The sequence below is a fragment of the Streptomyces sp. CGMCC 4.7035 genome (genome assembly GCF_031583065.1).
GTDB lineage: Bacteria > Actinomycetota > Actinomycetes > Streptomycetales > Streptomycetaceae > Streptomyces > Streptomyces yaanensis.
Genome location: NZ_CP134053.1, coordinates 5,540,317 through 5,564,046, shown reverse-complemented (window position 1 = coordinate 5,564,046; position 23,730 = coordinate 5,540,317). Strand labels below are relative to the sequence as shown.

Sequence of the window (23,730 nt, the reverse complement as noted above, 5' to 3'; positions counted from 1 at the left end):
CAATCTGTCCCCCGGCCAATCCCCGCGGCTACTGTTGCCCCTTGATGGGACGTCATGGGTGGAATTCGGGGGCAGGACGGTGGCGCCTCACCGCGCTGCTCGGCGTGGCTGTGGCCGCTCTGGCCCTGGTGGTGACCCTGATCAACACGCTGCCCGGCGGCGGGAGCACCAGGGGCACCATACGCGACGGTGACAAGGTGCACGGCACGCCCGCCACCCCGTCCGAGGAGCCGGAACCAGACGTCGGCTGGGGCTTCACACATACGCAGTACAGCGCCGACGAGGGCGACGGCAGCGCCACCGCACGCGTCGAGGACCTGCTCTCCGGGACGGGGGTGCCGGAGAACCAGCACGTCATGGGCTGGGGCGCGGGCAACCCCGAGCCGGTCAAGGGGCGTTACGACTTCCAGGAGATGGACCGCCGTATCGACTTCATACGCGAGTCCGGCGGCACCCCGGTCATCACCCTGTGCTGCGCCCCCGACTGGATGAAGGGCGGCAAGTCGGGCGCGGACAACACCGACTGGAGCCAGTCCGCCCTGGAGACCGCACCCACACCCGACCACTACAAGGACTTCGCGGCCCTTGCCGCGACCGTGGCCAAGCGCTATCCGGACGTGCGCCACTTCGTCGTCTGGAACGAGTTCAAGGGCTTCTGGAACAACTCCAAGGCCCGCTGGGACTACGAGGGCTACACCCAGCTGTACAACCTCGTCTACAAGGCGCTCAAGCAGGTCAACCCCAAGAACATGGTGGGTGGCCCGTATCTCGTCATGGACAGCGTCGACCCGCGGCAGAAGGAGGACGCCTCCACCGTTCTGCGCGGCACCTGGGGCGCGATGGACCAGCGGGTCCTCGATGCCTTCGACTACTGGAACAAGAACAAGGCGGGCGCCGATTTCGTCGTCGTGGACGGCTCCAGCTACACCAAGGACGACGACCTGCTGCCCAACGAGTTCGCGGCCACGGACAAGCTCACCGCCGTCGGTGCCTGGGTGCGGCGGCAGACCCACGACCTGCCGCTGTGGTGGGCCGAGTACTACGTCGAGCCGGCCGACGGCAATGACGACCGCAAGGGCTGGTCCGAGGACCACCGCGTCGCCGTGCAGGCCACCGGGATGATCGCCATGGTCAAGGGCGGCGCCTCCTCCGGCTTCTACTGGAACCCGGAGGAGGAGCAGGGCACCGCATGCCCCGGCTGCCTGTGGACCCCGACCGACACCGCGGGCGGTGGCAAGGCACTGCCCATGTACGACCTGGTGTCCCGGTTCGGCAAGGAGTTCCCGCCCGGCACGACGTACCGGACGGTGCCGGTCGCCAAGGACGACGTCCCCAACGTCCGCGTCCTCGCCACCGGCAAGGTGGTCCTCGTGGTGAACACCCTCGACCGGACGATCAGCGCCCAGGTCGACGGCAAGCGGTTCGACATGAAGCCGTACGAGGTGAAGTGGCTCCAGCGCTGAGCCGCTTCACCTCGTATGCCGGGGGCGTGGGACACGCCGTGTGGGACTCAGCCCTTCCCCATCGTCATGAACCGCTGCACCAGCGAGGCCAGCAGCACCGCCAGCAGCGGCAGCGAGAACCAGAAGCTGCTCTGCAGCCACCGCAGCTGCCGCACGCCGGGCCTCATCGCGACCCGTACGATCTCGCGCGCCGTCAGCAGCAGGACCAGTGCCACGGCCGCGAGCCCGCCGACCACCGACCACGGCGTCCACGTCACCCGGGGGCCGATCGGACCCGGCTGCGGCTTGGCGACCTTGCCCTCGGGCTGTTTGCGCAGCGCGTACATGGTCACGTCCTCGTTGACGAGGACCCTCTTCAGCTCCTGGCGGTCGTCGAGGTTCTTGATGAGCCGCGACTCCCAGGTCGCCGAGTAGCCCACGTCCATCCGGAGATAGGTCACCTGACTGACGTTGATCATCAGGTACGAGTTCGGGCCCGCGTCCTTGAGCGACTTGACCAGGCCCGACACCAGGACCGGATCGGCGGGCGCGAGCGTCGGCACGTACTGCACCTTCTCCATGTCCTTCGCGCCCCACGGCATCGCCGGCGTCACGTTGTTCACCGTGTCGTTGCTCAGCCACAGCAGCCGGACGGTCGGGTTGTCGTGCGCGTACACGTAGTCCATGGCCGTGACCTCGCCCGGGCGGATCCGCTCGAACGTCTCGTTGCCCCAGCGGGCCACCAGGAAGCCGCCGAGCAGCAGCAGTCCCGCCACCAGGGCGGCGAGCGGGGCGAGGCTCGTGCGGTCCTTGTCCCGCTCCTTCGCGGTCACGCCGGTGCGCGGGAAGAGGGCGAGCCCGGCGAGCAGGGCGGCGCCCGGCAGGGCGAACATGAAGACGCGCAGGGCCATTTCCCCGCCGTACGACTGCATGCCGAAGCCCAGGAACGGCACGAAGGTGAGCACGATCAGCGACCGCTCGCGGTACTTATGACCGCGCCGCCGCCACCAGCCCCAGCACGCGAAGACCATCACGGCGCCGGCGAGCAGCACGCGCGCGTAGAGCACGAGTTTGTGCGTCGAGTCGCCGCCCTGGATGCGCCCGGAGACGGACGTCGACACATTGCTGCCGACACCGCCGACCCCGCCGAAGAGTTCGTCGAAGTGCCCGGACCAGTACGGCTCCGCCATGAAGCCGACCCAGAACGCCACCAGCACCGCGAACAGGAGGGGCAGGCCGCGCAGTTCGGAGCGGCCGATCAGGACGAGCGCCGCGAGCACGCCCAGCATCACGAACGGGGTGAGCTGGTGGGCGGGGACGCTCGCCGCGTACAGGCCGATCAGCACCATCAGCAGCACGGCCCGCTGCCCGCGGCCGGTCGGCTCCACCTCCGCCTCGCCGGGGCGTGCCTTCGTCCAGATCACGCGCGGCGCACGGAACCAGACCAGCAGGATGGCCACGAAGACCAGGTAGAGCAGATAGGTGAAGCCCTGCGGCGAGAAGTAGTCCTGGCCGACCCAGCCGCTGAGCACGAAGATCCAGATGCCGGTCCACTTGGCGCGCCAGCTCGCCCGCAGCGAGCGCACCAGCAGGAACATCGGCGCCAGGTACAGGAGCTGGATGGTCAGCGGCCACCAGCGGATGACCTCGGTGAGGTCGGTGACGCCGCAGGCCCGGGCGACGAACGCGGCCCCCGCGAAGAAGCCGGGCCAGCTCCAGCGCGCGTCCAGGTCCGGTACGGCCGATCCGGTCCGGTCGATGTAGTCGAGGAACCCGAGGTGCTGCCAGGCCGTCGCGAACCGCGGCTCGGTCTCGATCACCGCGGGCAGCGCGTGCAGTGACACGACCGTGGCGAGCAGGGTGACCAGCAGCAGGCCCTTGGGTTCGCTTCTGCGCCACAGCAGCGCGGCGAAGACCACGACCAGCAGTGCCGCCCCGACCAGGGTCGGCAGCGGCAGGACCGAGATCAGTCCCAGGCCGCCCATGCGTTCGAGGGAGCCGTCGTTGAGTCCGAGTGCGGGTACCCAGTACAGCAGCAGTGCGGAGGCGAGCAGGCAGCCCAGGAGGAGCCCGATGCGGGTCGGCCGGAACGGGTGCGCTCCGCTCGGAGAGCCGGAAGAGCGTGGGTGGTCTGTCAGCTGCGGGTCCGTTGTGGCTGGTCGCACCCGCGCGATGGAGCCGCTTGAGGTCAGGCCCCGCGCCCCTGACGGGGCGCGGTTCTCCCGCTCCTCCACTGGCGCCACTGGTGTCCCCGTGGGCGGTGTGCCCGGGCCGGGGCGTACGTCGGGGCGGCGCTCCTGGTGGTCGAAGTCGACGTGGATGCCGAGCGCGAGCGTGTCGGCGTCGATCGTCTTCGCCCAGGACGGCCCGCTCTTCGCAGCGGGGACCTCGCGCGCCCCCAGGTCGGCGAGGTCCCCGTCCGGTGCCGCGTCCTCGGGTACGGCGTCCGCCGGTGCGGTGCGCACGATCTTGATCAGCTTCGGCAGGGCGATCGCCACGATCACCGCGAGGCTGGAGATCTCCGCGACGCCCGCGCCGGTCAGCCCCATGCGGGGGAGCAGCAGCACGGTCAGCCCCAGCACCAGGACGCACAGCAGGCCCTGGAGCCAGGCGAGTCCCATGGTGCGGCTCTGGGCGCGCAGGACCGCGAAGTACGTCTCCATGACGACCCGCAGCAGTGCGCCGACCGCGAACCAGCGCAGCAGCGGGGTCGCCGCGTGGGCGTAGCCGTCGCCGAAGACGTGCAGGATGAGGGGCGCGCCGAGGAACAGCAGCGCGCACACCGGGATCATGATCCGGGCCATGCGCTTGAGCGCGGCCCGGGTGTTGGCGGCGAGCCGCGCCGGGTCGTGCGAGCCCTCGACGGTGAGCGAGGCGCCCATGTTGATGGCGAGCAGGTTGGTCGTGCCGCCGATGGTGGTGGTGATGTAGAAGTAGGCGTTGTCGGCGGAGCTGACCTGCGAGGCCACGATCACGGGGACGAGGTAGACCACGGCGAGCGAGAACAGCGAGCCGGTGTAGTCGCCGGCCAGGAACCGGCCGATCTCCTTCAGCGACGGCGGTTTGGCGTGGTCCTCGGTCGTCTTGATGTGCCGGGGCACCAGACGCCGGAACACCAGCCAGCCGAGCGGGATCACGGACGTGGCGATGGCGGCGACCCAGGAGACGAAGACACCGGCCGTCGGGATGGCCGCGGCGAGCGCGACGAGCAGCGCCAGCTTCACCGCGGAGAACACGGTGTTGCCCACCGGCACCCACAGCGCGCTGCGCAGCCCGGTCAGCACCCCGTCCTGGAGTGTGAGCAGGTTCCAGGCGACGATGGCGACGATGAACCCGAGTCCGTTGACGGTCCCGTGCAGGAAGCGGTAGGAGGGCCCCCACACGTTCAGCGTCAGCAGGAAGACCCCCGCGGCGAGCGCCACGACGACCGAACTGCCCGCGTACGTACGGAAGATGAGCCGTCCGGTCATGCGCCCCGCGATGGGGATGAAGCGGGCCAGGGCACCCGTCAGCGTCACCGCGGTGAGCCCGGCGAGGAGCTTCATCGCGGCGATCGCGGCCGAGCCCTGGCCGACGGCGGCGTCGGAGTAGTAGCGGGCCGCGACCAGCCAGTAGCCGAGGCCGAGCACCGCGGAGATACCGGTGTTGAGCATCAGCGCATAGGCGTTGCGGAACAGCTGGTTGCCGCCGCCCCCGCCGCCGCGTCCGGGCAGGCGAAGGCGGCGTCCCGACTGTTCGGGCGCCGCGGTCGTGGGCTGTGAGGCCTCGGTTGTGGTCGTCGTGTCAGACACGGGTACGGATGGCCTTCCGGCAGACCTGTCGTGCTCTTCGGACCACGGCGTATCCCTTGGTCAGGGCGCGGTCCCTGGCGAAGTTGCGGGCGATCGCGCGGCCCTGGACGAGCCGCTCGAACTCCTCGGCGCCGGTGGTGCGGCGCACGGTGACCCGTTGCAGTGCGTACGGGCCCTGACGGCGGCGCGCCAGACCGTTGCCGACGGCGAGCGACTGCCGGTAGCCCGTCTCGCGCACCGTGCGGCGCACCCGGCGGCTGGAGTAGCCGTACGGGTAGGCGAACGAGACCGGCCGGGTGCCCAGCTCGTCGGTGATGATCTCCTGGCAGCGCAGCAGTTCGAACCGGAGCGCGTCGTCGGCGAGCTGGTCGAGCTGCGGATGCGTATGGCTGTGCCCGCCGATCTCGACCCCGGAGCCCGCCAGGTCGCGGACCTGGTCCCAGTCGAGCATGGTGTCCAGGCCGCCACCGGTGTCGTGGGCGCCCCTGATCCAGCCGGTGGAGACGAACAGTGTGGACGCGAAGCCGTGCTTGGCGAGCACGGGCAGGGCGTGCCGGTGCACGCCCTCATAGCCGTCGTCGAAGGTGATGAGGACGGGCCGCGCGGGCAGCGGACCGCCCTGCCGCCAACTTCGCGCGAGGTCGGCCGTGGTGACGGGTGTGAAGCCCAGGTCCGCGAGCTGGGCCATCTGCTCCGCGAAGGCCTCGGGCGCCACCGACAGGACGCGTGTGGCGTCGTTGGGTGCTGTCGCGACCGAGTGGTACATGAGAATCGGCACGGTCTGTTCGCTCATGCGGTGTCCCCCCTGCCGTCCGGGATCTCTACGACCGAGAAGGCCGCGCCGCCCCTGCGCGCCCGGACGCTGCCGAGCACGTACCCGCCCGCCGCCGTGAGAACCCCGGCGACGATCGCGCCCGCCCGGCCCGCGCCGCCGGGGCGGGCCAGCAGGGCGTCGCGCAGCCCGCGGGCCACCCCGGCGGGCAGTACCCGGGTGGTGTAGCGGCGCTCGGACTCCAGGCCCTTGTCGGAGCCGACGCTGCGGGCCACCAGCGCCTTGGATAGGCCCTCGGCGTAGGTACGGGTGCGGAAGTAGGCGAAGTGCTCGCGCGGTTCGGGCACCCGGTGGTGGATCACGGCCCGGTCGTCGATGAGCAGGACCGCGTCGGGCCTGGCCCGGGTGAGGCGGATGCACAGCTCCGTCTCCTCGCAGCCCAGCGGGCGCTTGTCGCCGTCGCGCCCGATGCCCGTGGCGAAGCCGCCGGCCGCGTCGAAGGCCGTGCGGCGGAAGGAGGCGTTGCCGCCGAGGACGTTGCGCACCCGGACCCGGCCGGGCGGCAGCCCCTTGTACGTGCAGCCCACCACCCAGTCGAACTCCTCCGGGAACCAGACCGGGCGGCGGCCCGAGGCCCAGATCGGCATCGTACGGCCGCCGACGGCCATCACCCGCGGGTCCGCGTAGCCTTCGGCGAAGTGCTTGAGCCAGTCGCGCTCGGCCACGGCGTCGTCGTCGAGGAACGCGATGATCTCGCCGTGCGAGGCGGCGATGCCGGTGTTGCGGCCCGCGGACAGGCCGCGGGGGCCCGCGTTGGCGAGCACCCGGACCGTCCCGTCCTCCCCGGCTTCCTTGTATTCCCTGGTCAGCCGTTCCAGCAGGGTCTCGTTGTGGTCGACGACCAGCAGCGTCTCGCGTGCCGGCCGGGACTGCGCCCGCACCGAGGCGACCGCCGCGAGGATGTCCTCCCAGCGGTCCTCGGTGTAGACGCAGATCACCACGGAGATGTCCGGGTTGCTCAAGACACCTCTCCCCGGCCCGAGTCGAGCGCCACGGCGTGCTTGCGGCGGCGCAGCGCGCGCCGGTTGGAGCGCTCCTTGAGGATCACGTTCAGCACCCGGAAGCCGTCCCGCACCGCGCGCAGATTGCTCGCGCCATGGATGCGGAGGTACTCGTGGCTGGGTATCTCCTGCACCTTGAGTCCTGCCTTGACGACCCGGATGTTCATCAGGGTCTCGACTTCGAAGCCCGTGCAGTCGAGGTCGATCTTGTCGAGGCAGTGCCGCCAGAACGCGTTGTATCCGTAGCACAGGTCGGTGTAGCGCGCGCCGAACTTGGCGTTGACGATCGCGCACAGGACCCGGTTGCCCAGCTTGCGGATGGGTGTCATGTCGGACGTGCCGCCGCCGTTCGCGAACCGCGAGCCCTTCGCGAAGTCGGCGCCGGACACCAGGGCGGAGACGTAGCTGACGATCTCGTGACCGTCCGCCGAGCCGTCCGCGTCGACCATCACGATGATGTCGCCGGTGCAGGCCTCGAACCCGGTGATCAGGGCATCACCCTTGCCCTTGCCCCGCTGCTCGACGACCTTCACCTCCGGCCACAGCTCTCGCGCGACCTCCACGGTGTTGTCGGTGGAATTGCCGTCCACAAGAACCACTTCGTGAATCCAGCCGGGAAGGGTCTTGAAGACGTAGGGGAGATTCTCCGCCTCATTCATGGCGGGGATCACCACGCTCACCGGCGGCGCAATGGCCAGGTGAGAGGAGATGGGCCGGTACTTGCCCTGCATTAACGGATCTTGATCCGAAACGGCAGAGCGCAGGAATGAACTCATGAGCTGGTCCCTCTCGTCCGGTGGACCGCCCGCCCCTGGGCGGTCCGGCTCTTTGTCCGGTTCGAAAGGGGGGTTCTCACTTACGGCATGCCGAAATGGATCTCCGTGCACGCCGGGTGAGCTGGCAAAGCTGGCCGCCTGCCGGGAAAACGGCAGCCGGTCGCGCGGCACGACTCGTACGACCGTGGTCGCCGAGCACGGCACCCCCCTACCGCGCCCCGCTCCGGAACCATCGCGGTACCTGAGCCCTCCCCTGGATCCGCTTGATGATGGACCGATGCGGGTTGATGTATGACGGTATTGACGATTACGCCATTATGGCAAGACCTGGAACGCTGTCCCGCCTTTTTGTTGGTATGGCCGTAACTCAACCCTTCGAACGGATTTTCCCCATCCGTTTCAGGATCTTGTCGGCCGGCTCGAAGAGTTCCGGCCGAGACAGCACCGCATTGCGCAGTGCCCGGACCGGGGCGCGGCGCGCCCTGTGTCCGAACGCGACAGGGTGACGACGGGTCACCCACCCTTCCGACACCAAAAGCTCGCGTGTCTTCAGGGAGTCCTTGTATTCCTTCTGGCCCCGCCCCAGATCCAGATAGGCGATACCGTCGGCAGCGGCCGCCTCGGCCATCCGCAGATGCAGGATCAGCCCGGGCGAGAATTTCGCGAACTCCGGGTCGTACGCCGGGAACCAGCAGGCCAGCACCCGCTCGGTGCGCAGCCCGAAGTGCGCGGCGATCGGCTTGCCGTCCACGTAGAGCACCGACAGGATCCCCGCGAACGGCTCGGAGCGGGTGTGGAAGAGCTGGTGCACCAGCTGGTTGATCCAGGGGTGCGCGAAGCGGTCGCTGCGCCCGGTTCTGCGGTACTGCGCCGACTTCCAGCCCATCAGCGTACGCAGGGCGACCGGATCGCGTTCGTCGTGGACGTAGCGCACCTCACCCGAGTCCCGTCCGAGCTTGCGCTCCTTGGCGAGCGTCGTGCGGGTGAACTTCGGCGACTGGGCGCGCAGCTGGCGCAGATACGTTTCATACCCCTGGTCGACGTCCATGACCGGGGACGGGAAGGTGCCGGAGGCTCCCGCCTCGAACGGCGCCTGGCCTTCCGCCAGGTGGTCGAACTCCCAGACCGCGAGCCCGCAGGCCCGCAGCAGCTCCTGGGCGTCCCAGGTGAAGCCGGGCCGGTGTACCAGGCCCTGACAGTCCGAGACGCCGAGGCCGACGGCCCGGCCGACGCCGGCGGCGGTTCTCTGGAACGGGAAGAACGCGGCCGGCTCGCCGTCCTCGCGGGCGACGGCTATGCGCACGCCACGTCTCGTCCGGCCCACGGCGAGCGCGAACTCCGGGGACAGGAACGGGTTCGCCAGCCCGGGCGAACCGTTCAGATGGGCCTTCGACTGCAAAGCCGTCCACGCCGCCCGGTCGGCGGCGCTGAGTTCGCCGGGGCGGTACACGCTGATATCCACGTCTTCAGGCCCGTCTTCTCGCCGTACGGCCGCGATGCCGCCGTACCAGTACCAGCAGGAGAACGAGGGAGCTGATCACGGTCACCGCGACGATGCCGCCGCGGACCGACCACCGGTGTACCGCCAACATGCCTTGGGCAACCAGCAGATCGATCGCGATCGCCCCCGCGACGGACACCACCGTGCGGGACAAGGGTTCCAGCCCCCGCAAGGCGGCTCCGACGGCCGTTGCCGGCGCGGCGAGCAGGAAGAACAGCGTGAACGGGCCGCGCAGCGGTGAGTCGGCGTCGCTGAGCGCGAGGATCGCACCGACCCCCGCGAAGGCGACCGCCGCGCCTGCGAGCAGAGGAAACAGATCCCTCCCCGGATCCTGCCCCGACTGCCCATCCTTGCCTGATGAAGGTGGCTTGATGCCTATCGTCTGCATTGGCGACTTTGCCCCCCGAAGCGCCGGATGCCGGGCTTCAATGTCGCGCAGCGGGCGGGGGATCGTCAAGATGCGGAAGCGGCACGCACAGGTTCTTGGCCCGCTTTAAACATGTGTTCCCCGAAGGCGGTTACGGCCTTTGGAGAACGGGTGTTCAGCGCGGGACTGGTGTGGCAATCGGACTCATCGTGAATGCGCGGGACCGATCCCGGCAGGCGTCGAAAGTCTTGGCATGGACACTTCCTGTCAACACGCGTAGCTGCTACGACAGTTGTGGCAGAGGTCCTGCTAAAGGGAGGTTCCATGAGACGTTCCCGAATCGCGGCATATGTGACTTCGCTCCTCCTCGCCCTCGGCTTCGCCCTCACCGGGGCCGCCGCGGCCCAGGCGTCCCCCCTCGCGGCGGCCACCGGATATGTGGCCCTCGGCGACTCCTACTCCGCCGGTGTCGGCGCCGGCAGCTACATCAGCTCCAGCGGCGACTGCTCCCGCAGCACCAAGGCCTACCCGTACCTGTGGCAGGCCGCCCACGCCCCCGCCTCGTTCAGCTTCCTGGCCTGCTCGGGCGCCGTGACCACTGATGTGATCAACAATCAGCTCGGCACCCTCAGCGCATCGACTGGCCTCGTCTCCCTCACCATCGGCGGCAATGACGCGGGCTTCGCCGACGTCATGACAACGTGCGTGCTCCAGTCCGACAGCGCCTGCCTGTCCCGGATCGCGACGGCCAAGGCGTACGTCGACTCGACCCTGCCCGGCCGGCTCGACAACGTCTACTCGGCGATCAGCGCCAAGGCCCCCTCGGCCCATGTGGTCGTGCTGGGTTACCCCCGCTTCTACCAGCTCGGCGGCACCTGTCTCGGCCTGTCCCAGACCAAGCGGTCCGCGATCAACGGTGCCGCTGACTACATCGACGCCGCGATCGCCAAGCGCGCCGCCGACCACGGCTTCACCTTCGGCGACGTCCGCTCCACCTTCAGCGGCCACGAGATCTGCTCCAGCGACTCCTGGCTGCACAGCCTCAACTGGCTGAACATCGGCGAGTCCTACCACCCGACCGCGGCCGGCCAGTCCGGCGGCTATCTGCCGGTACTGACCAGCGCGGCCTGACGGTCATGAACTGGAGGGGGAGGCCCCGCCCGTCGGGGTCTCCGTCTCACAGGTCACGGAGAACGGCACGGAATTGGACGTGGCCCGTACCGGGCTGCGCACCTCCACACTGATCTCGTTGTGCACCGGACCGTCCGTGTCGTACGAGGTGATGACGATCTGCTGCTGCTTGGTCCGGCCCTCGCCCGCGGGGAACGACAACGTCTTCCAGTCCGGGTCCGACAGCTGTCCCGTCCTGGCCACCCAGCGGTACGACAGGTCGACCGGGACGCTGCCCACCGTGAACGTCGCCGTGAACCTGGGCGCCTCGGCCTCCGGCGGCGGGCAGACGCCGCTGTACTCGGTGTGTGACCCCGTCACCGTCACCCGGACGGACTGGGCGGGCGGGGTCGTACTCGGTGCGCCGCTCGTACGGGGAGCGGACCGCTCGCCGGTGGGGGCGCCGCCGCCCTTGGTGTTGTCGCCCGTACTGCTCGAAGTCTTCCCTCCGCCACTGTCGCTGTGAGTGGACTCGCTGTTCGTGCCGGTCCTGCCGCCGCTGCCGTTGTCGCGGTTCACCAGCGCGTACGTCAGCCCGGCGACTGCCAGCGCGAGCGCGGCCACCCCCGCGATCAGGACGACGGCGGCACGACGGTTGCGATCCGGTGGCTCGGGAGGAGCCTGGTGCACGGGCCGGGTCGCGGCGCCGGCCGCGGGCGTGGGTGCGGGTGTGGGTGTGGGTGTGGGGTGAGGGGGAGTCGGCGGTCCGCTCGAGAAGGCCGCGACCGTCGGTGTGTACGGCGTGTTCGGCGTGTACGCGGAGGTGCCCGTGCGCGGGGTGCCGCCCGCACCGATGATCCGCAGGTCCCGCTCGGCCCGTTCGGCCGGGATGCGCTCGGCCGGGTCCTTGCGCAGCAGCCCCTCGATCACCGCGGCCAGCGGCCCGGCCCGGCGCGGCGGCGGCAACTCCTCGTCGACGACCGCCCGCAGCGTGCTCAACGGGGTGTTCTGCCGGAACGGTGAGTTGCCCTCGACCGCCGCGTACAACAGCACGCCCAGCGACCACAGATCGGACTCGGGCCCCGGCGTGCGCCCGAGCGCCCGCTCGGGGGCGAGGAACTCGGGTGATCCGATGACCTCGCCGGTCATGGTCAGCGCGGAGCTGCCCTCGACCATGGCGATACCGAAGTCCGTGAGGACCGCCCGGCCGTCGTTCGCCAGCAGGACGTTGCCCGGTTTGACGTCGCGGTGCAGCACCCCGGCCGCGTGCGCCGCGCGCAGGGCGGCCAGCACCTCGGCACCGATGTGCGCGGCCCGTTGTGGGGAGATCGGCCCCTCCGCGTCCAGCAGGTCCGACAGGGCGATCCCGCGGATCAGTTCCATCACGATCCAGGGGCGGCCGTCCTCATGGGCCACGTCGTAGACCGTCACCACGTTCCGGTTCGCCACCCGGGCCGCTGCCCAGGCCTCGCGCTCCAGCCGGGTGTACATGCGCTCGACCTCGGGCGTCGGGAGCCCGGCCGGGGCGCGTACCTCCTTGACGGCCACCTCGCGGTGCAGGACCTCGTCACGGGCCCGCCACACCGTACCCATCCCGCCCTGGCCGAGGGGGGACAGCAGACGGTAGCGCCCCGCGATCACACGTTCATGGCCAGGTTCTTCGGACACGGGGTCCCCCATTCGCCTCCGCGCGATTCCACTCCGCGTATCCACTCCGCGTCATTTCTCCCCAAAAGTAGCTCAACCGAGTGCGGATGCCGCCCCCTTGAACACCAGTCCGGCACCGAGGGCCACGACGACGAACGCGGACCCCAGCGGCGCGGTCCTGCGCACCAGCGCCGCCATCGGGCCGCCGGTCCAGCGGGGGCGCCCCTCCAGTACGCGGTTCATCCCGCTGCCCAGCTTGACCACGGCGAACCCGGCAGCGGTCAGCGTCAGGGCGAGCCCTACGCCGTACGCGACGACGAGCAGAAGCCCGAACCATGCCTGGCCGAGCGCGGCGGCGCCCACGAGCACTACCACGGCGGAGGGACTGGGCACGAGTCCACCGGCGAAGCCGAGGAGGATCGTGCCGCGGAGGGTGGGGGCGGTGGGGTGCGTGTGGGTGATGCCGCCGTGGCTGTGGGGGATGCCGTGGTCGTGTTCGTGTTCGTGTTCGTGACGGTGACCGTGTTCGTGTTCGTGTTCGTGATCGCCGTGGTCGTGCTGATGGGGATGGTCCGAGTGGTGGTGCGAGTGGCCGTGGTCGTCTCCGTGCGCATGTGTGTGCCCGTGCCCGTGAACGTGCGTATGCCCGTGCGCAGGTGCCCGGTTGCGCCAGGCCCGTCGTACGAGCGACGCGCCCGCCAGGGTGACCAGGACCCCGCTCGCCAGGCCCAGCCACGCGATCACCGAGGGCGCCGCCGCGGAGCCGGCCGTCACCAGCAGGCCCAGGGCGACCACGCCCAGGGTGTGGGTGACCGTCACCGACGCGGCCAGGGGCAGGACGTCCCTGAGCCTCGCTCGGCCGCCGCGGGCCGCCGCCGTCGCGGCCATGATGGTCTTGCCATGTCCCGGCGCGAGCGCGTGCATGGCGCCGAGGCCGATCGCGATGACCAGCGCAAGCGTGGCGAAACCGAGGGTGAGGTCGTGGCGGGCCACCAGATCGTCCAGCGCCCGGGTCCAGCGGTCGGCGCCGCGCGGAAGGATGGCGGCGGCCGGCGCGTCCCGCTGGTCGTCGGCGAGGGCGGGGCCGCCGGGGCGCACCCGCAGGGAGGCCTTGACGGTGTCGGCGGGGGAGGAGAGCAACTCCTTGGGATAGCTGGAGAGTTCGTGTGAGACGGACGTCTTCGGCACGTCCGAGGCCGTGAGCGTCATACGGTCGCCGCGGGCCGTGATCTCCCGCCAGCCGGGCCCGGTCGAGGCGCCCGCGCTGTGGAAGCCGAGGGTGACGGAGTCGCCCTTGGGCAGCGGTGCCGTCAGCCCGCACTCCACGCGCAGGGTGTTCAGCCCCGCCTGACCGGGCCGCCGCTGCGCGTGGCTCGTGCCGACGGTGAGCGTGGCAGGGCGTCCGTCGACGGTGACCTTGCTGCCCTCGGCGGCCTTCGCGCACCGCTGCCGGGCCCACTCGGTCAGACCGAGCTTCTCGATATCGGGCCTGGCCTGGGTGGCCGGGATCTCCGCGAGGTCCTCGACATGGTCGATCCGCAGCTCTCCCGGGGCGGCGACGAGGCCGTCGTACCGGTTGACGGTGAAGTTGCCGAGCGGGTGGGCGCTCGCGGCGCCCGAGGGAACGAGGACGAGTGCGCAGGCGGCCGTGAGGACGGCCGCGCCGGAGGCGACGACGCGACGGAGGTTCACTTCTTCATCGCCTCCAGTGCCTTACGGGCCTCACGCGCGCCCAGCGGCGAGAAGCCGGCGTTGAGCTTCAGCGCGGAGGTGAGCGAGGCTCGGGCCTCCTTCGTGTGACCGTTGGCGCGCTCGATCAGGCCGCGGTGGTAGAGGAAGCTCGCGTTGCGGTAGCCGGTGGCGGTGGCCCGCCGGGCGTACGGGAGGGCTTCCTGGTCGCGGCCGTTGACGTGCAGGGCCCAGGCGAGGGCGTCCGCGGTGTGGACGGTGTGGCGGCGCGCCCACTCGGCGCGGGCGGCCCTCAGCGCGGCCGTGCGGTCGCCGTGGTCGGCGGCGGCGAGGGCCGTGTCGAGGTCGGCGTCGACGCCGTTGGCGCGCGCCAGCGAGACCCAGGCGTCGACCAGGGCGTACTGGTCGCGGGCCCTGGCCGGGTCGCCCTCCTTGCCCCGCGCCTCGTACAACTCGCCGAGTTCGACGAGCGGTTGGGGGAGCGGATAGCGATCGACGATCTGCTCCATGCCGCGGATCGCGTCCGCGGTGTCACCCTGGGCCGCCTGGGCGCGGGCGCGGCCCTCCAGTGCGGGGAGGTAGGTGTCGTCGGCGGCGAGTGCGCGGGCGTAGTGGTTGAGGGCGGTCTCGTACTGGCCCTGGTTCCAGGCGAGCTGGCCGAGGGCCGTCGCCACGTACGCGATGTCGCCGCGGGAGGTGGCCGTGTCGAGGGCCTGTTCCAGCACGCGCCGGGCGGTCTTCACATCGCCGCGCAGTTCGTGCACGTAGGCGTACCGCGTGAAGACGGGGACGCCAGGGTGGCGCGAGTCGGCCAGGTCGGCGGCCTTCGACGCCTCGTCGTAGCGGCCGAGTTCGACGAGCGCGTCGATGCGGGAGGAGAGGGCGCGCTCGCTGTACGGGTTCTGCTTCAGGGCCAGATCCGCGTACTTCAGGGCGCCGGTGAAGTCGTGGCGGGCCGCGGCGAGGGCGGCGCGACCGGCGAGCGCGGCGTCGTTGTCCGGGCGGAGCTTCAGCGAGCGGTCGAGGGCGCGCTCCGCCTGGGGGTAGCGGGAGGGGTCGCCCTTGGTGCGGGCCTGCTCCACGTATGCCAGGCCGAGGGTCGCCCAGCTGCCGTGGTCCCGTGGCTGGGCGCGGAGATGAGCCTGCAAGGCCCGGATGCCGGCGTCGAGATCACCACTGGCGAGCAGTGCGGGCGAGACACCGTCGGCCGTGGACGCGACGGGGGTCGTACCGCCGTCCCGAACGGCACCCATGACAACGGCCCCGGCGGTGAGCGCCACGGCCAACGAGGTGACGCAGAGCGCGAGTTGAAGGCCGCGCCACCGCCGCCCGGACGCGGAGAACCGCCGTAGGGCGACGATTCGCTCGTCGCCACCGTCGGCCGGCCGGGGAGACGTCGCGGCGGCGGCCCGTGCGGCCACGGTCTCCGGGTGGCCGGTCTGGCCGGTCTGTTCGGGAGACGGTGTCGTGCCGTCGGTGGGTACGTCGACCGGCTCGGAACCGTCGGCCGGTTCAGGAGATGCTGCGGTGGCGGCGGTTGGTGTGTTCATCACCTGGGGTTCGCCGTTCGGTTCGGGGGACGACGATGCAGTGTCGGCGCCGGGTGCGTCGACCGGCTGGAGGCCGTCGCCGTGCGGCTCGGCGAGCAGCGCCAGCCAGCCGGCCCCGTAATCGAGCCGGTCGACCTGCGCGCGTGGAGTCGGCGGCGTGCTCGTGAGGTTCTCCTCGGGCGCGTCGGCGCTTTCCCCGTCCTCCCCGGCGTTCGATGCGAGGCTCCCATCGAGTGCCCCGGCGCGTGCGGTTTCTTCCCGGGTGTCTGCGGCTGGTGTGGCGGTCCCCCGGATGTCTGCGGCGCGTGCGCTGTGCTTCCGAGCGTCTTCAGCGCGTGCGGTGTCCTCCAGGGCGTCCGAGGCGCGTGCGATGTCCTCCAGGGCGTCCGAGGTGCCCTCCTTGGGCCTGGTCTCCGCCGCGCCGAGCGTCGGGCTCGGCGGCTCGGCCTCCGGGCCGCCGTCGTGCCCGCTCGCCGGCGCGCTCTCGTTCGTACGCGGGGACATGCCCTCTCCTCAATCTCCTGGGCGGAAGCGGTCGTTGTCAGGGGGGTGGGGCGGCGCGGCCCGTGCCGTGGGGGATGGATACGCACGGGCCGCGCCGGTCGGGAGGGGCGAGACCGCGGGTGGGCCTCGCCCGTGGACGGGTCAGTACGCGCCGTAGCGGCTGTTGCGCCGGCGCCACCAGATCAGCCCGGTGCCGATCAGCAGGACCCCGGCGGCGCCCGCCGCCGCGGACGTCGCGACCAGCGTGGTGTCGGTGCCGCTCGAACCGGTCGCCAGCAGTCCGTCACCCAGCTGGCTGCGCGTGTCGTTGCCGGTGCCCTTCGCCAGCGAGCCGCGCGAACCGGAGGTCGGCTCGGCCAGGTACGGGAAGGAGTGCTCGAACTTCTGGTCGTTCGCGTCGACCGCGTCGCCCAGGTCGTTCTTGGAGCCGACCAGTTCGCCCTCCACGACCTGCAGGGCCGCGTCGATCACGTCGTCGGTCAGCCGGCGCCCGTTCGGGAAGCCCGCGTTGTCCCCGTCGAGCACACCCAGCCGCTTCGGGTGCATGGTGGGCTTGATGGAGGTGTTGAGCCGCAGCTCCTCCGCCGCCTTCACGTACGGCGGCTGGTTGAGGCCCTTCACGCCCTTCAGGAAGACGTCCACCAGGTCGTTGCGCGGCTCGGCCGGCGCCTTGATCTTGTAGATCGCCTCGATCAGCTTCGGCAGCTCGGGGTTCGTCACGTTCTTCAGGAACTGCGCGTCGTACCACGGCTGGGACGCGTTGAACTTGTCCTTGTCCTTCTGCGGGTTGACGACCTCGTTGACCAGCGGGTTGCCGAGCCGCGAGACCTGCGAGTAGTAGCCGCGCGAGTCCCTGCGCTGGACCGTCGCCCAGATGCCGACGATCGGCTGGTGCTCCGACTCGCGGAGGTAGCTGTTCGGCACCTGGATCGCGAGGGAGTTGACGTTGTAGCCCTTGAGGGTGTCGTTGCCGACCTCCGACAGGTTCCCGCCGTACAGCAGGTCGAAGACCCGCAGGTCCGCGAAGAACGGGTCGTCCGCCTGCCCGGCGAACGTCGTCGAGCCGCCCGCGAGCTTGTAGACGGCCTGGTCGCGCAGCTTGCCGTAGTCCGGCATCGACGCCTTGCCGACGTTCGACGGCGCGACCGGCACATCGTCCGCGATCTTCGTCCGCGAGACGATCCTCTGGTTGTGCAGCTTGAGCAGCTCGATGTCGTACGACTGCGTGATGTTGAGGTCGGGGTCGTCCAGGCTGTCGACCGGACCCGTGTTGTACAGGAAGGTGTTCTTGTTCTTCGTGTGCGTCTTGAACGTGTAGCGGAAGACCAGTTCGCCCTGCGCGTCACCGTTGTTGTCGATGTGGATGTCGTACTGGGCGTCGTCCGCGAACGTGTAGAAGTTGGGCCCGCCCGCCGGCTCCTCGAACGGGACGAAGTTCGCGATGATCGTCGTCGTGTCCGGCTTGTCGGGGCTCACGAACGCGTACAGGTCCGTGTTGTCGTACTGCGGCTGCCCCGAGATCAGCGGAGCCTCCCGGTGGGAGGAGGCGGAGGCCGCCCCCGGTTCCAGCGCGGTCGCGCCGGCGGCTGCGAGCCCGCCGGCGGCCAGCGCACCACAGATGAGGGTCGCGATGTTCCTGCGACCCGCGCCGCTCCTGGAGATAGGTGTCATGCCGTCCGTCCTCAGTGCCAACTTGTCCTTCGCACAGGGATACGGAGCAGTCGGGCCAGCGTCTTGGTCGAATCTGAAAAAAGTTTTATTGCCTGCTCGACCCGCGTTTTCGGCCCGCTGATCCGTATCTCATCTGAAGGCGTGAGAGCAGCGAATGTCACAGTGGAGCGAGCATGCCGTGCACGGTGTCGGCGAGGGGGGCGCGGATGGAGGCGGACGAACTTCTGGTGCTCGTGGCCGGAGGGGACCAGAAGGCCTTCGAGGACCTCTACGGACTGGTGTCCGGGCCGGTGTTCGGTCTGGTGCGCCGGGTCGTACGTGACCCCGCGCAGTCGGAGGAAGTGGCCCAGGAAGTGCTGCTCGAACTGTGGCGCTCCGCCCCGCGGTTCGATCCGGGCCGCGGCAGCGCGCTGTCGTGGATCCTCACCCTCGCCCACCGCCGTGCCGTCGACCGGGTGCGCAGCGCCCGTGCGGCCGGCGAGCGCGAGCAGCGTGAGGCCTGGCGCGCCCACCATCCCGCCTTCGACCAGGTCGCCGAGGAGGTGGAGGCAGGTCTGGAACGCGAGTGGGTGCGCCGCTGCCTGGACCGCCTCACCGCCCTGCAACGCCAGTCGGTGACGCTCGCCTACTACGACGGTTACACGTACCGTGAGGTGGCCGAGCGGCTCTCACTGCCGCTCGGCACGGTCAAGACGCGGATGCGCGACGGACTCACCCGGCTGCGCGAATGCCTGGGAGGTGCCGCATGAGCCTCTTGTCCCGCCTGCGCTCCGGCGAGCTGCACTCCCTCGCCGCGCCCTACGCGCTCGACGCGCTCGAACCCGACGAGCGGCGCCGCTTCGAGAAGCACCTCAAGGGCTGCGACCGCTGCGCCGCCGAGGTGCGGGCCCTGTCCGAGGACGCCGTCCGCCTCGCCTGGTCGACGACGGCCCTGGCCCCGCCCGGTCTGCGCGACCGCGTGCTCACCGCCGTACGCGGCATCCCGCAGGAACCGGCACCCGCGCAGGAGACGTCCCGGGTCCGCGCACCGCATCTCCCGCCGCACGTCTGGGGCACCGCGCCGCCGCCCCCGCGCGCCCGTGCGCCCCGGTTGCGCTCCCTCTTCGCCCCGTTGGCCACCGCGACGGCCGCCGCGGCCCTCGTCGTGGCCGCGCTCTTCGCCGTCCAGGCCACGCGAACCCAGGACACACTCGATGCCGAGCGCGCGCAGGCGCGTGAGATCGCCCACGTTCTCGCCGCCCCCGACGCCCGTGCGACCAGTGACCGGGACGCCAAGGGCCAAGGAATCGGAGTAGTCGCTTCCGCCTCTGAGGGGCGCGCCGTCGTCACCCTCAGCGGACTGGGCGCACTGCCCGGCGGCCGCGTGCATCAGCTCTGGCTCATGCGCCCCAACGTGCGGCCGCGCTCCCTGGGGCTGTTCCAGGGCGACACGCCCCTGGTCGCGCGCGGTCTGAGCAAGTCGGCGACGTCACTCGCCGTAACCGTCGAACCCGGCGGAGGCTCACCACAGCCCACCAGCCAGCCGGTTGTCCAACTCGCCCTGCAATCCGTCGGATTCGGAGAGTAGCCGTCAACACCCTTACGGGGAAGGTGAATCCTGTGCCCGCGATACACGAGTGCCGCCCAGGAGCGATAGGGTTACTCTGCCCGGGCCGGGTGGACTCGTACGGGTGGGGAGTGACATGGAACAGATAACAGTGCGCAGCAGGGCGAGGGTCCCTGCGATCACCTGCGGGAGCAGCGCGACCAGTTCGCGCCTCGACCGCCATCTCTCGGTGCTTGGAGGCCCTGCCATCCCGCAGCGCGAGACGGCCGAGGCGACCTCGCTGATGCGTGAACTGACCGCACGTGAGCCCGCGCACAACCGCACCGGCAGGGGTGCGCGCGTGCACAAGGTCTCGCTCTTCGCGCCGCTGCGCCGGCTCCGCCGTTCGCTGTTCGGCGGACGCTGAGCGACACCGGCGTTCCTCGCAGGTCAGTCCGAGGGCCCGCGCTCAGGCCACCACACCGTCCCGGCGCAGCGCTGCGATCCCGTCGTCCGTCATCCCCACGGCACGCAGCAGCGCCTCGGTGTGCTCCCCGAGCGCGGGCACATCCCCCATCCGCGCGTCGTCCCCACCCGGCAGTGTGATCGGCGGCAGCAGCGCCCTGAGCGGTCCCACCGGCGTCCCCACCTCCCGCCAGCGCCCCCGGGCAGTCAGTTGCGGATGCTCCGCCACTTCCCGTAGGTCCCTGAGGCGGGCGCACGCGATGCCCGCCGCCTCCAGACGGGCCACCGCCTCGTCCGCCCCGAGGGCGCCCAGGGCTTTGCCCACGAGTGCGTCCGTTCGTTCCCGGTGGGCCACCCGTGCCGCGTTCGTCGCGTACGCCGGATCGGTCCCCAGCTCCGGCTGTCCGAGCACCTGTTCGGCGAGCCGACGCCACTCCCGGTCGTTCTGCACGGACAGCAGCACCCGGCCGCCGTCCGCCGTCGGGTAGGCGTCGTACGGTGCGATGACGGCGTGCGCCAGACCCGTGCGCGCCGGGGGAACGCCGTCGTGCATCGCGTGGTGCAGCGGGTGCCCCATCCACTCGGCGAGCGCCTCCAGCATGGAGACCTCGACCGGCCCGCCGCGTCCGGTCGTGCCCCGCCGGACGAGGGCCGCGAGCACGCCCGAGAACGCGTACATGGCCGCGGCGATGTCGGCTGCCGGAATCCCCGCCTTGACCGGCTGCTCCGGTGTCCCGGTGACCGACACGAGCCCCGCCTCGCACTGCACGAGCATGTCGTACGCCCGCTTGTCCGCGTACGGTCCCGACACCCCGTAGCCCGAGATGTCCACGGCGACCAGCCGCGGGTGCGCCGCGCACAGCGTGGCCGCGTCCAGGCCGAGCCGGGCGGCGGCCCCCTGGGCGAGGTTCTGCACGAACACGTCCGCGTCCGCGACCAGCCGCCGTACGACGTCCAGGCCCCTCGGGTCCTTCAGGTCCAGCGCGATGGACTCCTTGCCGCGGTTGCACCAGACGAAGTGCGAGGCCAGACCGCGGGCGGCGGTGTCGTAGCCGCGGGCGAAGTCGCCGCCGTCCAGCCGCTCGACCTTGATCACACGGGCGCCCAGGTCGGCGAGCTGACGGGTCGCGAAGGGCGCGGCGACGGCCTGCTCGACGGCGATGACGGTGATGCCCTCCAGGGGCAGGGGCAGGGGCAGGGGCAGGGGCAGGGACAGGGGCGAGGCCGTGGCGGCCAGTGACTGTGGCTCCGTGTGCTGGATCTCCATGTGGTGGATCATGTCCCCCGCCCGGAGCCTTTGTCAGTAGAGGGGTCAGCGCCCTCCGCGCGCGTACCGGCGGACGGCGAGCGGCACGGTCACCACGAGGAGCGCGCCGCACCACGCCAGCGACCCGGCGACGGGATGGGCCACCGGCCAGGCCGCCCCATCGGGCACAGGAGCGTTGCCCCACAGGTCCCGCACGGCCGTGGTCACCGCGCTGATCGGATTCCACTCGGCGACCGTGCGCAGCCAGCCCGGCAGACCGTCGACCGGGATGTAGGCGTTGGACAGCAACGGCAGCATGAAGGTCGCGCTGGCCAGCTGCCCGGCCGCCTCCTCGCTCTGCGAGGCGAGCCCGAGCAGGATGCCCACCCAGGTGGTCGCGAAGCGGAAGAGCAGCAACAGGCCGAAGGCGCCCGCCCCGCGCAGCCATCCGCCCTCGACCCGCCAGCCCATCGCGAGGCCCACCAGCAGCAGTGGAACGAGCCCCACCGTGGTCGTCAGCAGGTCGGCCGCCGCCTGGCCCACGGGGACGGCGGAGCGGCTCATGGGCAGCGTACGGAACCGGTCCATCACGCCGCGGTGCGCATCCTGGGCGGCGGTGAACATCCCCGTCATGATGCCGTTCGCGGCAGTGGCCACCAGCATCCCCGGGACCAGGAACGCGCGGTACTCCTCGCCCGGCATGGCGAGTGCGCTGCCGAAGACGTAGCCGAAGAACAGAAGGAAGACGATCGGCATCGTCTGCGTCATCACCGTGATCGCGGGCGCGTGCCGGATCCGCCGGAGGTGGCGGCCCAGCATCGCGGTGCCGTCGTGGATCACCGCGCTCATACGGTGACCTCCTTTCGGGCGGTGAGGCGCAGGAAGACCTCGTCGAGGGTGGGTGGGCGCAGGCTCGCGTCGACGACCGGCACGCGGGCCGTGTCGAGTTCGCGGACGATACGGGGCAGGGTGAGCTCCGGGTCGAGGACGACCGCTCCCGCGGTGCGGCGCTCGCGGTCGAGCACCGGCTCCGAGCCGGTCAGCTGGTCGAGGACCACGGCGGCCGCGTGCAGCGCGGGTTCGCCGCCCTCCGCGCCGACGACCACCTCGGCGTAACTCCCGATCTGCGCCTTGAGCCCGGCCGGAGTTCCCTGATGCGCGGCCCGGCCCTCGTCGATCAGCACGATGTCGTCCGCCAGTCGATCGGCCTCGTCCAGATACTGCGTGGTCAGCAGCACGGTCGTCCCCTCGCGCGCCAACTCCCGTACGGCGTCCCAGATGCCGTTCCGGCTGTGCGGGTCAAGACCGGTCGTCGGTTCGTCGAGGAACAGCACGGCGGGCCGGGTGACGAGGCTCGCGGCGAGGTCGAGTCGGCGCCGCATGCCGCCGGAGTAGGTGCGTGCGGGGCGGTCCGCGGCCTCGGTCAGCCCGAATCGCTCCAGCAGTTCGTCCGCCCGCGACCGCGGCGCGCGCAGCAGCCGGGCGAACAGGCGCAGGTTCTCGGCGCCGGTGAGATCGCCGTCGACCGACGCGTACTGCCCGGTGACCGCGATCCGGCGGCGGACCGCAGCCGGATCGCGTACGACGTCGTGCCCGGCGACCCTGGCGGTTCCGGCGTCCGGGGCCAGCAGTGTGGTCAGCACCCGGACCGCGGTCGTCTTGCCCGCGCCGTTGGGTCCGAGCAGTCCGCAGACCGTGCCCTCCGCGACCGCGAGGTCCAGGCCGCGCAGCGCACGGACATCGCGAAAGCGTTTCTCCAGACCCTCACTAAGTACAGCGTACGTAGTAGCCATGAGGCGACCATACCCCACTACGTACGCCGTACGTAACTACGATGGTGGGTGAGGTGATGATCGATGGCTGGCCGAGCGGCCGAACCCGAGGTGATCTGGGCACGTCCCGAGCGTGCGGGCCGGGGCCCGAAACCCGCGTACAGCCGCGGCGACATCGCGGCGGCGGCCGTCCGCATCGCCGACGCGGACGGCATCGACGCGGTCTCGATGCGCCGCGTCGCGGCCGAGATCGGGTGCGGCACCATGTCGCTCTACAACTACGTGCCGCGCAAGGAGGACCTGTACGAGCTGATGGTCGACCTGGTCAGCGGGGAGTACGACCTGTCGGGCCGGCCCAGCGGGGACTGGCGCGCGGACATGCTGGCCATGGCCCGGCAGACGCTCGACATCATGCGGCGCCACCCGTGGCTGGTCCGCGTGATGTCGAGCGTCTACAGCGTCAGCCCGAACGCCCTGCGCTATCTGGAGAAGTGCCTCGCCTGCCTGGAAGGCCTCGACATACCGGCCGGCACCAAGTTGGAACTGATCGCGATGATCAACGGCTCGGCCATGACGTTCGTCGCCAACGAGCGGGCCATCGCCGAACGCACCCGCTCCGTGCCGTGGTCGGCGGAGCAGGAAGAGGCCGTGCGCGGCGCGTACATGATGCGCCAGGTCATGGCCGGTGATTATCCGCATCTGGCGGCCCTCTTCGCGTCGGGCGTCGCACCGCCCGACGACCCGGAGGGGGCCTTCGACCGGGTGCTGACGAGGCTCCTGGACTCCTTCGCGTCCAAGGCCTGAGCGCTGCGCGGGAAGTGCCGCGACGGGCCGTCGATCT

At 70.9% G+C, this 23,730-nt stretch carries 19 protein-coding genes; 6 read left to right on the top strand and 13 right to left on the bottom strand.

All coding sequences use genetic code 11. From position 1 onward, the window contains the following. Positions 1–44: 44 nt before the first annotated feature. Positions 45–1,463, top strand: a complete 1,419-nt coding sequence (locus Q2K21_RS24285; RefSeq protein WP_310781204.1) for a GH39 family glycosyl hydrolase — start codon at positions 45–47, stop codon at positions 1,461–1,463. Between the two features lie 47 nt (positions 1,464–1,510). Here the strand turns inward: Q2K21_RS24285 and Q2K21_RS24280 are convergent, their stop codons facing one another. The 6 genes from Q2K21_RS24280 to Q2K21_RS24255 all read right to left on the bottom strand — a co-directional run bounded on the left by Q2K21_RS24280 (position 1,511) and on the right by Q2K21_RS24255 (position 9,731). Then, positions 1,511–5,233 (bottom strand): lipopolysaccharide biosynthesis protein, encoded by a 3,723-nt coding sequence (locus Q2K21_RS24280; protein ID WP_310774982.1) that lies wholly within the window; start codon positions 5,231–5,233, stop codon positions 1,511–1,513. Then, positions 5,226–6,026, bottom strand: coding sequence for a polysaccharide deacetylase family protein (locus tag Q2K21_RS24275; protein ID WP_310774980.1), 801 nt, complete (start codon positions 6,024–6,026; stop codon positions 5,226–5,228). The genes Q2K21_RS24280 and Q2K21_RS24275 overlap by 8 nt, the downstream gene beginning before the upstream one ends. Then, on the bottom strand, positions 6,023–7,027 hold the full coding sequence (locus Q2K21_RS24270; RefSeq protein WP_310774979.1) for a glycosyltransferase family 2 protein: 1,005 nt from the start codon (positions 7,025–7,027) through the stop codon (positions 6,023–6,025). Before Q2K21_RS24270 ends, Q2K21_RS24275 begins: the two co-directional genes overlap by 4 nt. Further along, entirely contained in the window at positions 7,024–7,842 is an 819-nt protein-coding gene (locus Q2K21_RS24265; protein WP_310781202.1) for a glycosyltransferase family 2 protein, read from the bottom strand. The genes Q2K21_RS24270 and Q2K21_RS24265 overlap by 4 nt, the downstream gene beginning before the upstream one ends. Before the next feature lie 367 nt (positions 7,843–8,209). Continuing rightward, positions 8,210–9,304 (bottom strand): GNAT family N-acetyltransferase, encoded by a 1,095-nt coding sequence (locus tag Q2K21_RS24260; protein ID WP_310774977.1) that lies wholly within the window; start codon positions 9,302–9,304, stop codon positions 8,210–8,212. Positions 9,305–9,308: 4 nt separating this feature from the next. Then, positions 9,309–9,731, bottom strand: coding sequence for a hypothetical protein (locus tag Q2K21_RS24255; RefSeq protein WP_386276295.1), 423 nt, complete (start codon positions 9,729–9,731; stop codon positions 9,309–9,311). Positions 9,732–10,034: 303 nt separating this feature from the next. Here Q2K21_RS24255 and Q2K21_RS24250 point away from each other — a divergent pair, with 303 nt between their 5' ends. After that, the gene (locus tag Q2K21_RS24250) at positions 10,035–10,841 is read left to right on the top strand and encodes an SGNH/GDSL hydrolase family protein (protein ID WP_310774973.1); all 807 of its coding nucleotides are present in this window, start codon (positions 10,035–10,037) and stop codon (positions 10,839–10,841) included. 3 nt (positions 10,842–10,844) lie between these two features. Here Q2K21_RS24250 and Q2K21_RS24245 read toward each other — a convergent pair whose 3' ends face one another. From Q2K21_RS24245 to Q2K21_RS24230, 4 genes are all read right to left on the bottom strand, one after another. Beyond that, entirely contained in the window at positions 10,845–12,500 is a 1,656-nt protein-coding gene (locus Q2K21_RS24245; RefSeq protein ID WP_310774971.1) for a serine/threonine-protein kinase, read from the bottom strand. A 60-nt stretch (positions 12,501–12,560) separates the two neighbouring features. Next, positions 12,561–14,159, bottom strand: coding sequence for a HoxN/HupN/NixA family nickel/cobalt transporter (locus Q2K21_RS24240; RefSeq protein ID WP_310774969.1), 1,599 nt, complete (start codon positions 14,157–14,159; stop codon positions 12,561–12,563). Further along, a complete protein-coding gene (locus tag Q2K21_RS24235; protein ID WP_310774967.1) occupies positions 14,156–16,210 on the bottom strand; it encodes a tetratricopeptide repeat protein in 2,055 nt (684 codons plus the stop codon). The genes Q2K21_RS24240 and Q2K21_RS24235 overlap by 4 nt, the downstream gene beginning before the upstream one ends. A gap of 141 nt (positions 16,211–16,351) precedes the next feature. After that, positions 16,352–17,881 (bottom strand): DUF4331 domain-containing protein, encoded by a 1,530-nt coding sequence (locus Q2K21_RS24230; protein WP_310774965.1) that lies wholly within the window; start codon positions 17,879–17,881, stop codon positions 16,352–16,354. 206 nt (positions 17,882–18,087) lie between these two features. On the opposite strand from Q2K21_RS24230, the gene Q2K21_RS24225 reads away from it, so the two are divergent. From Q2K21_RS24225 to Q2K21_RS24215, 3 genes are all read left to right on the top strand, one after another. Then, positions 18,088–18,630: a sigma-70 family RNA polymerase sigma factor gene (locus tag Q2K21_RS24225; RefSeq protein ID WP_310781201.1), complete on the top strand. Its 543-nt coding sequence runs from the start codon at positions 18,088–18,090 to the stop codon at positions 18,628–18,630. After that, positions 18,627–19,448 (top strand): anti-sigma factor, encoded by an 822-nt coding sequence (locus tag Q2K21_RS24220; RefSeq protein ID WP_310774964.1) that lies wholly within the window; start codon positions 18,627–18,629, stop codon positions 19,446–19,448. Before Q2K21_RS24225 ends, Q2K21_RS24220 begins: the two co-directional genes overlap by 4 nt. Positions 19,449–19,563: 115 nt before the next feature. After that, positions 19,564–19,833, top strand: coding sequence for a hypothetical protein (locus Q2K21_RS24215; protein WP_310774962.1), 270 nt, complete (start codon positions 19,564–19,566; stop codon positions 19,831–19,833). A gap of 42 nt (positions 19,834–19,875) precedes the next feature. On the opposite strand, the gene Q2K21_RS24210 is transcribed toward Q2K21_RS24215, so the two are convergent. Genes Q2K21_RS24210 through Q2K21_RS24200 form a run of 3 tightly spaced genes read right to left on the bottom strand, consistent with a single transcriptional unit; the run spans position 19,876 to position 22,910 of the window. Then, complete coding sequence (locus Q2K21_RS24210) at positions 19,876–21,138, bottom strand: CaiB/BaiF CoA transferase family protein (protein ID WP_310774961.1); 1,263 nt, start codon at positions 21,136–21,138, stop codon at positions 19,876–19,878. A gap of 45 nt (positions 21,139–21,183) precedes the next feature. Next, positions 21,184–21,966 carry an ABC transporter permease gene (locus Q2K21_RS24205; RefSeq protein WP_310774959.1) on the bottom strand — a complete coding sequence of 261 codons (783 nt, stop codon included), beginning with the start codon at positions 21,964–21,966 and terminating at the stop codon, positions 21,184–21,186. Beyond that, on the bottom strand, positions 21,963–22,910 hold the full coding sequence (locus Q2K21_RS24200) for an ATP-binding cassette domain-containing protein (protein ID WP_310774957.1): 948 nt from the start codon (positions 22,908–22,910) through the stop codon (positions 21,963–21,965). The genes Q2K21_RS24205 and Q2K21_RS24200 overlap by 4 nt, the downstream gene beginning before the upstream one ends. Before the next feature lie 63 nt (positions 22,911–22,973). Between Q2K21_RS24200 and Q2K21_RS24195 the strand changes: the two genes are divergently transcribed. Continuing rightward, entirely contained in the window at positions 22,974–23,693 is a 720-nt protein-coding gene (locus Q2K21_RS24195; RefSeq protein ID WP_310774955.1) for a TetR/AcrR family transcriptional regulator C-terminal domain-containing protein, read from the top strand. Positions 23,694–23,730 lie beyond the last annotated feature (37 nt).

Bases quoted from the DNA above. Each gene is read 5' to 3' on its own strand.
- Q2K21_RS24285 (WP_310781204.1), top strand. From the start codon at position 45: ATGGGACGTCATGGGTGGAATTCGGGGGCAGGACGGTGGCGCCTCACC.
- Q2K21_RS24275 (WP_310774980.1), bottom strand. From the start codon at position 6,026: ATGAGCGAACAGACCGTGCCGATTCTCATGTACCACTCGGTCGCGACA.
- Q2K21_RS24265 (WP_310781202.1), bottom strand. From the start codon at position 7,842: ATGAGTTCATTCCTGCGCTCTGCCGTTTCGGATCAAGATCCGTTAATG.
- Q2K21_RS24255 (WP_386276295.1), bottom strand. From the start codon at position 9,731: ATGCAGACGATAGGCATCAAGCCACCTTCATCAGGCAAGGATGGGCAG.
- Q2K21_RS24250 (WP_310774973.1), top strand. From the start codon at position 10,035: ATGAGACGTTCCCGAATCGCGGCATATGTGACTTCGCTCCTCCTCGCC.
- Q2K21_RS24245 (WP_310774971.1), bottom strand. From the start codon at position 12,500: ATGGGGGACCCCGTGTCCGAAGAACCTGGCCATGAACGTGTGATCGCG.
- Q2K21_RS24235 (WP_310774967.1), bottom strand. From the start codon at position 16,210: ATGTCCCCGCGTACGAACGAGAGCGCGCCGGCGAGCGGGCACGACGGC.
- Q2K21_RS24230 (WP_310774965.1), bottom strand. From the start codon at position 17,881: ATGACACCTATCTCCAGGAGCGGCGCGGGTCGCAGGAACATCGCGACC.
- Q2K21_RS24225 (WP_310781201.1), top strand. From the start codon at position 18,088: ATGGAGGCGGACGAACTTCTGGTGCTCGTGGCCGGAGGGGACCAGAAG.
- Q2K21_RS24220 (WP_310774964.1), top strand. From the start codon at position 18,627: ATGAGCCTCTTGTCCCGCCTGCGCTCCGGCGAGCTGCACTCCCTCGCC.
- Q2K21_RS24215 (WP_310774962.1), top strand. From the start codon at position 19,564: ATGGAACAGATAACAGTGCGCAGCAGGGCGAGGGTCCCTGCGATCACC.
- Q2K21_RS24210 (WP_310774961.1), bottom strand. From the start codon at position 21,138: ATGGAGATCCAGCACACGGAGCCACAGTCACTGGCCGCCACGGCCTCG.
- Q2K21_RS24205 (WP_310774959.1), bottom strand. From the start codon at position 21,966: ATGAGCGCGGTGATCCACGACGGCACCGCGATGCTGGGCCGCCACCTC.
- Q2K21_RS24200 (WP_310774957.1), bottom strand. From the start codon at position 22,910: ATGGCTACTACGTACGCTGTACTTAGTGAGGGTCTGGAGAAACGCTTT.
- Q2K21_RS24195 (WP_310774955.1), top strand. From the start codon at position 22,974: ATGGCTGGCCGAGCGGCCGAACCCGAGGTGATCTGGGCACGTCCCGAG.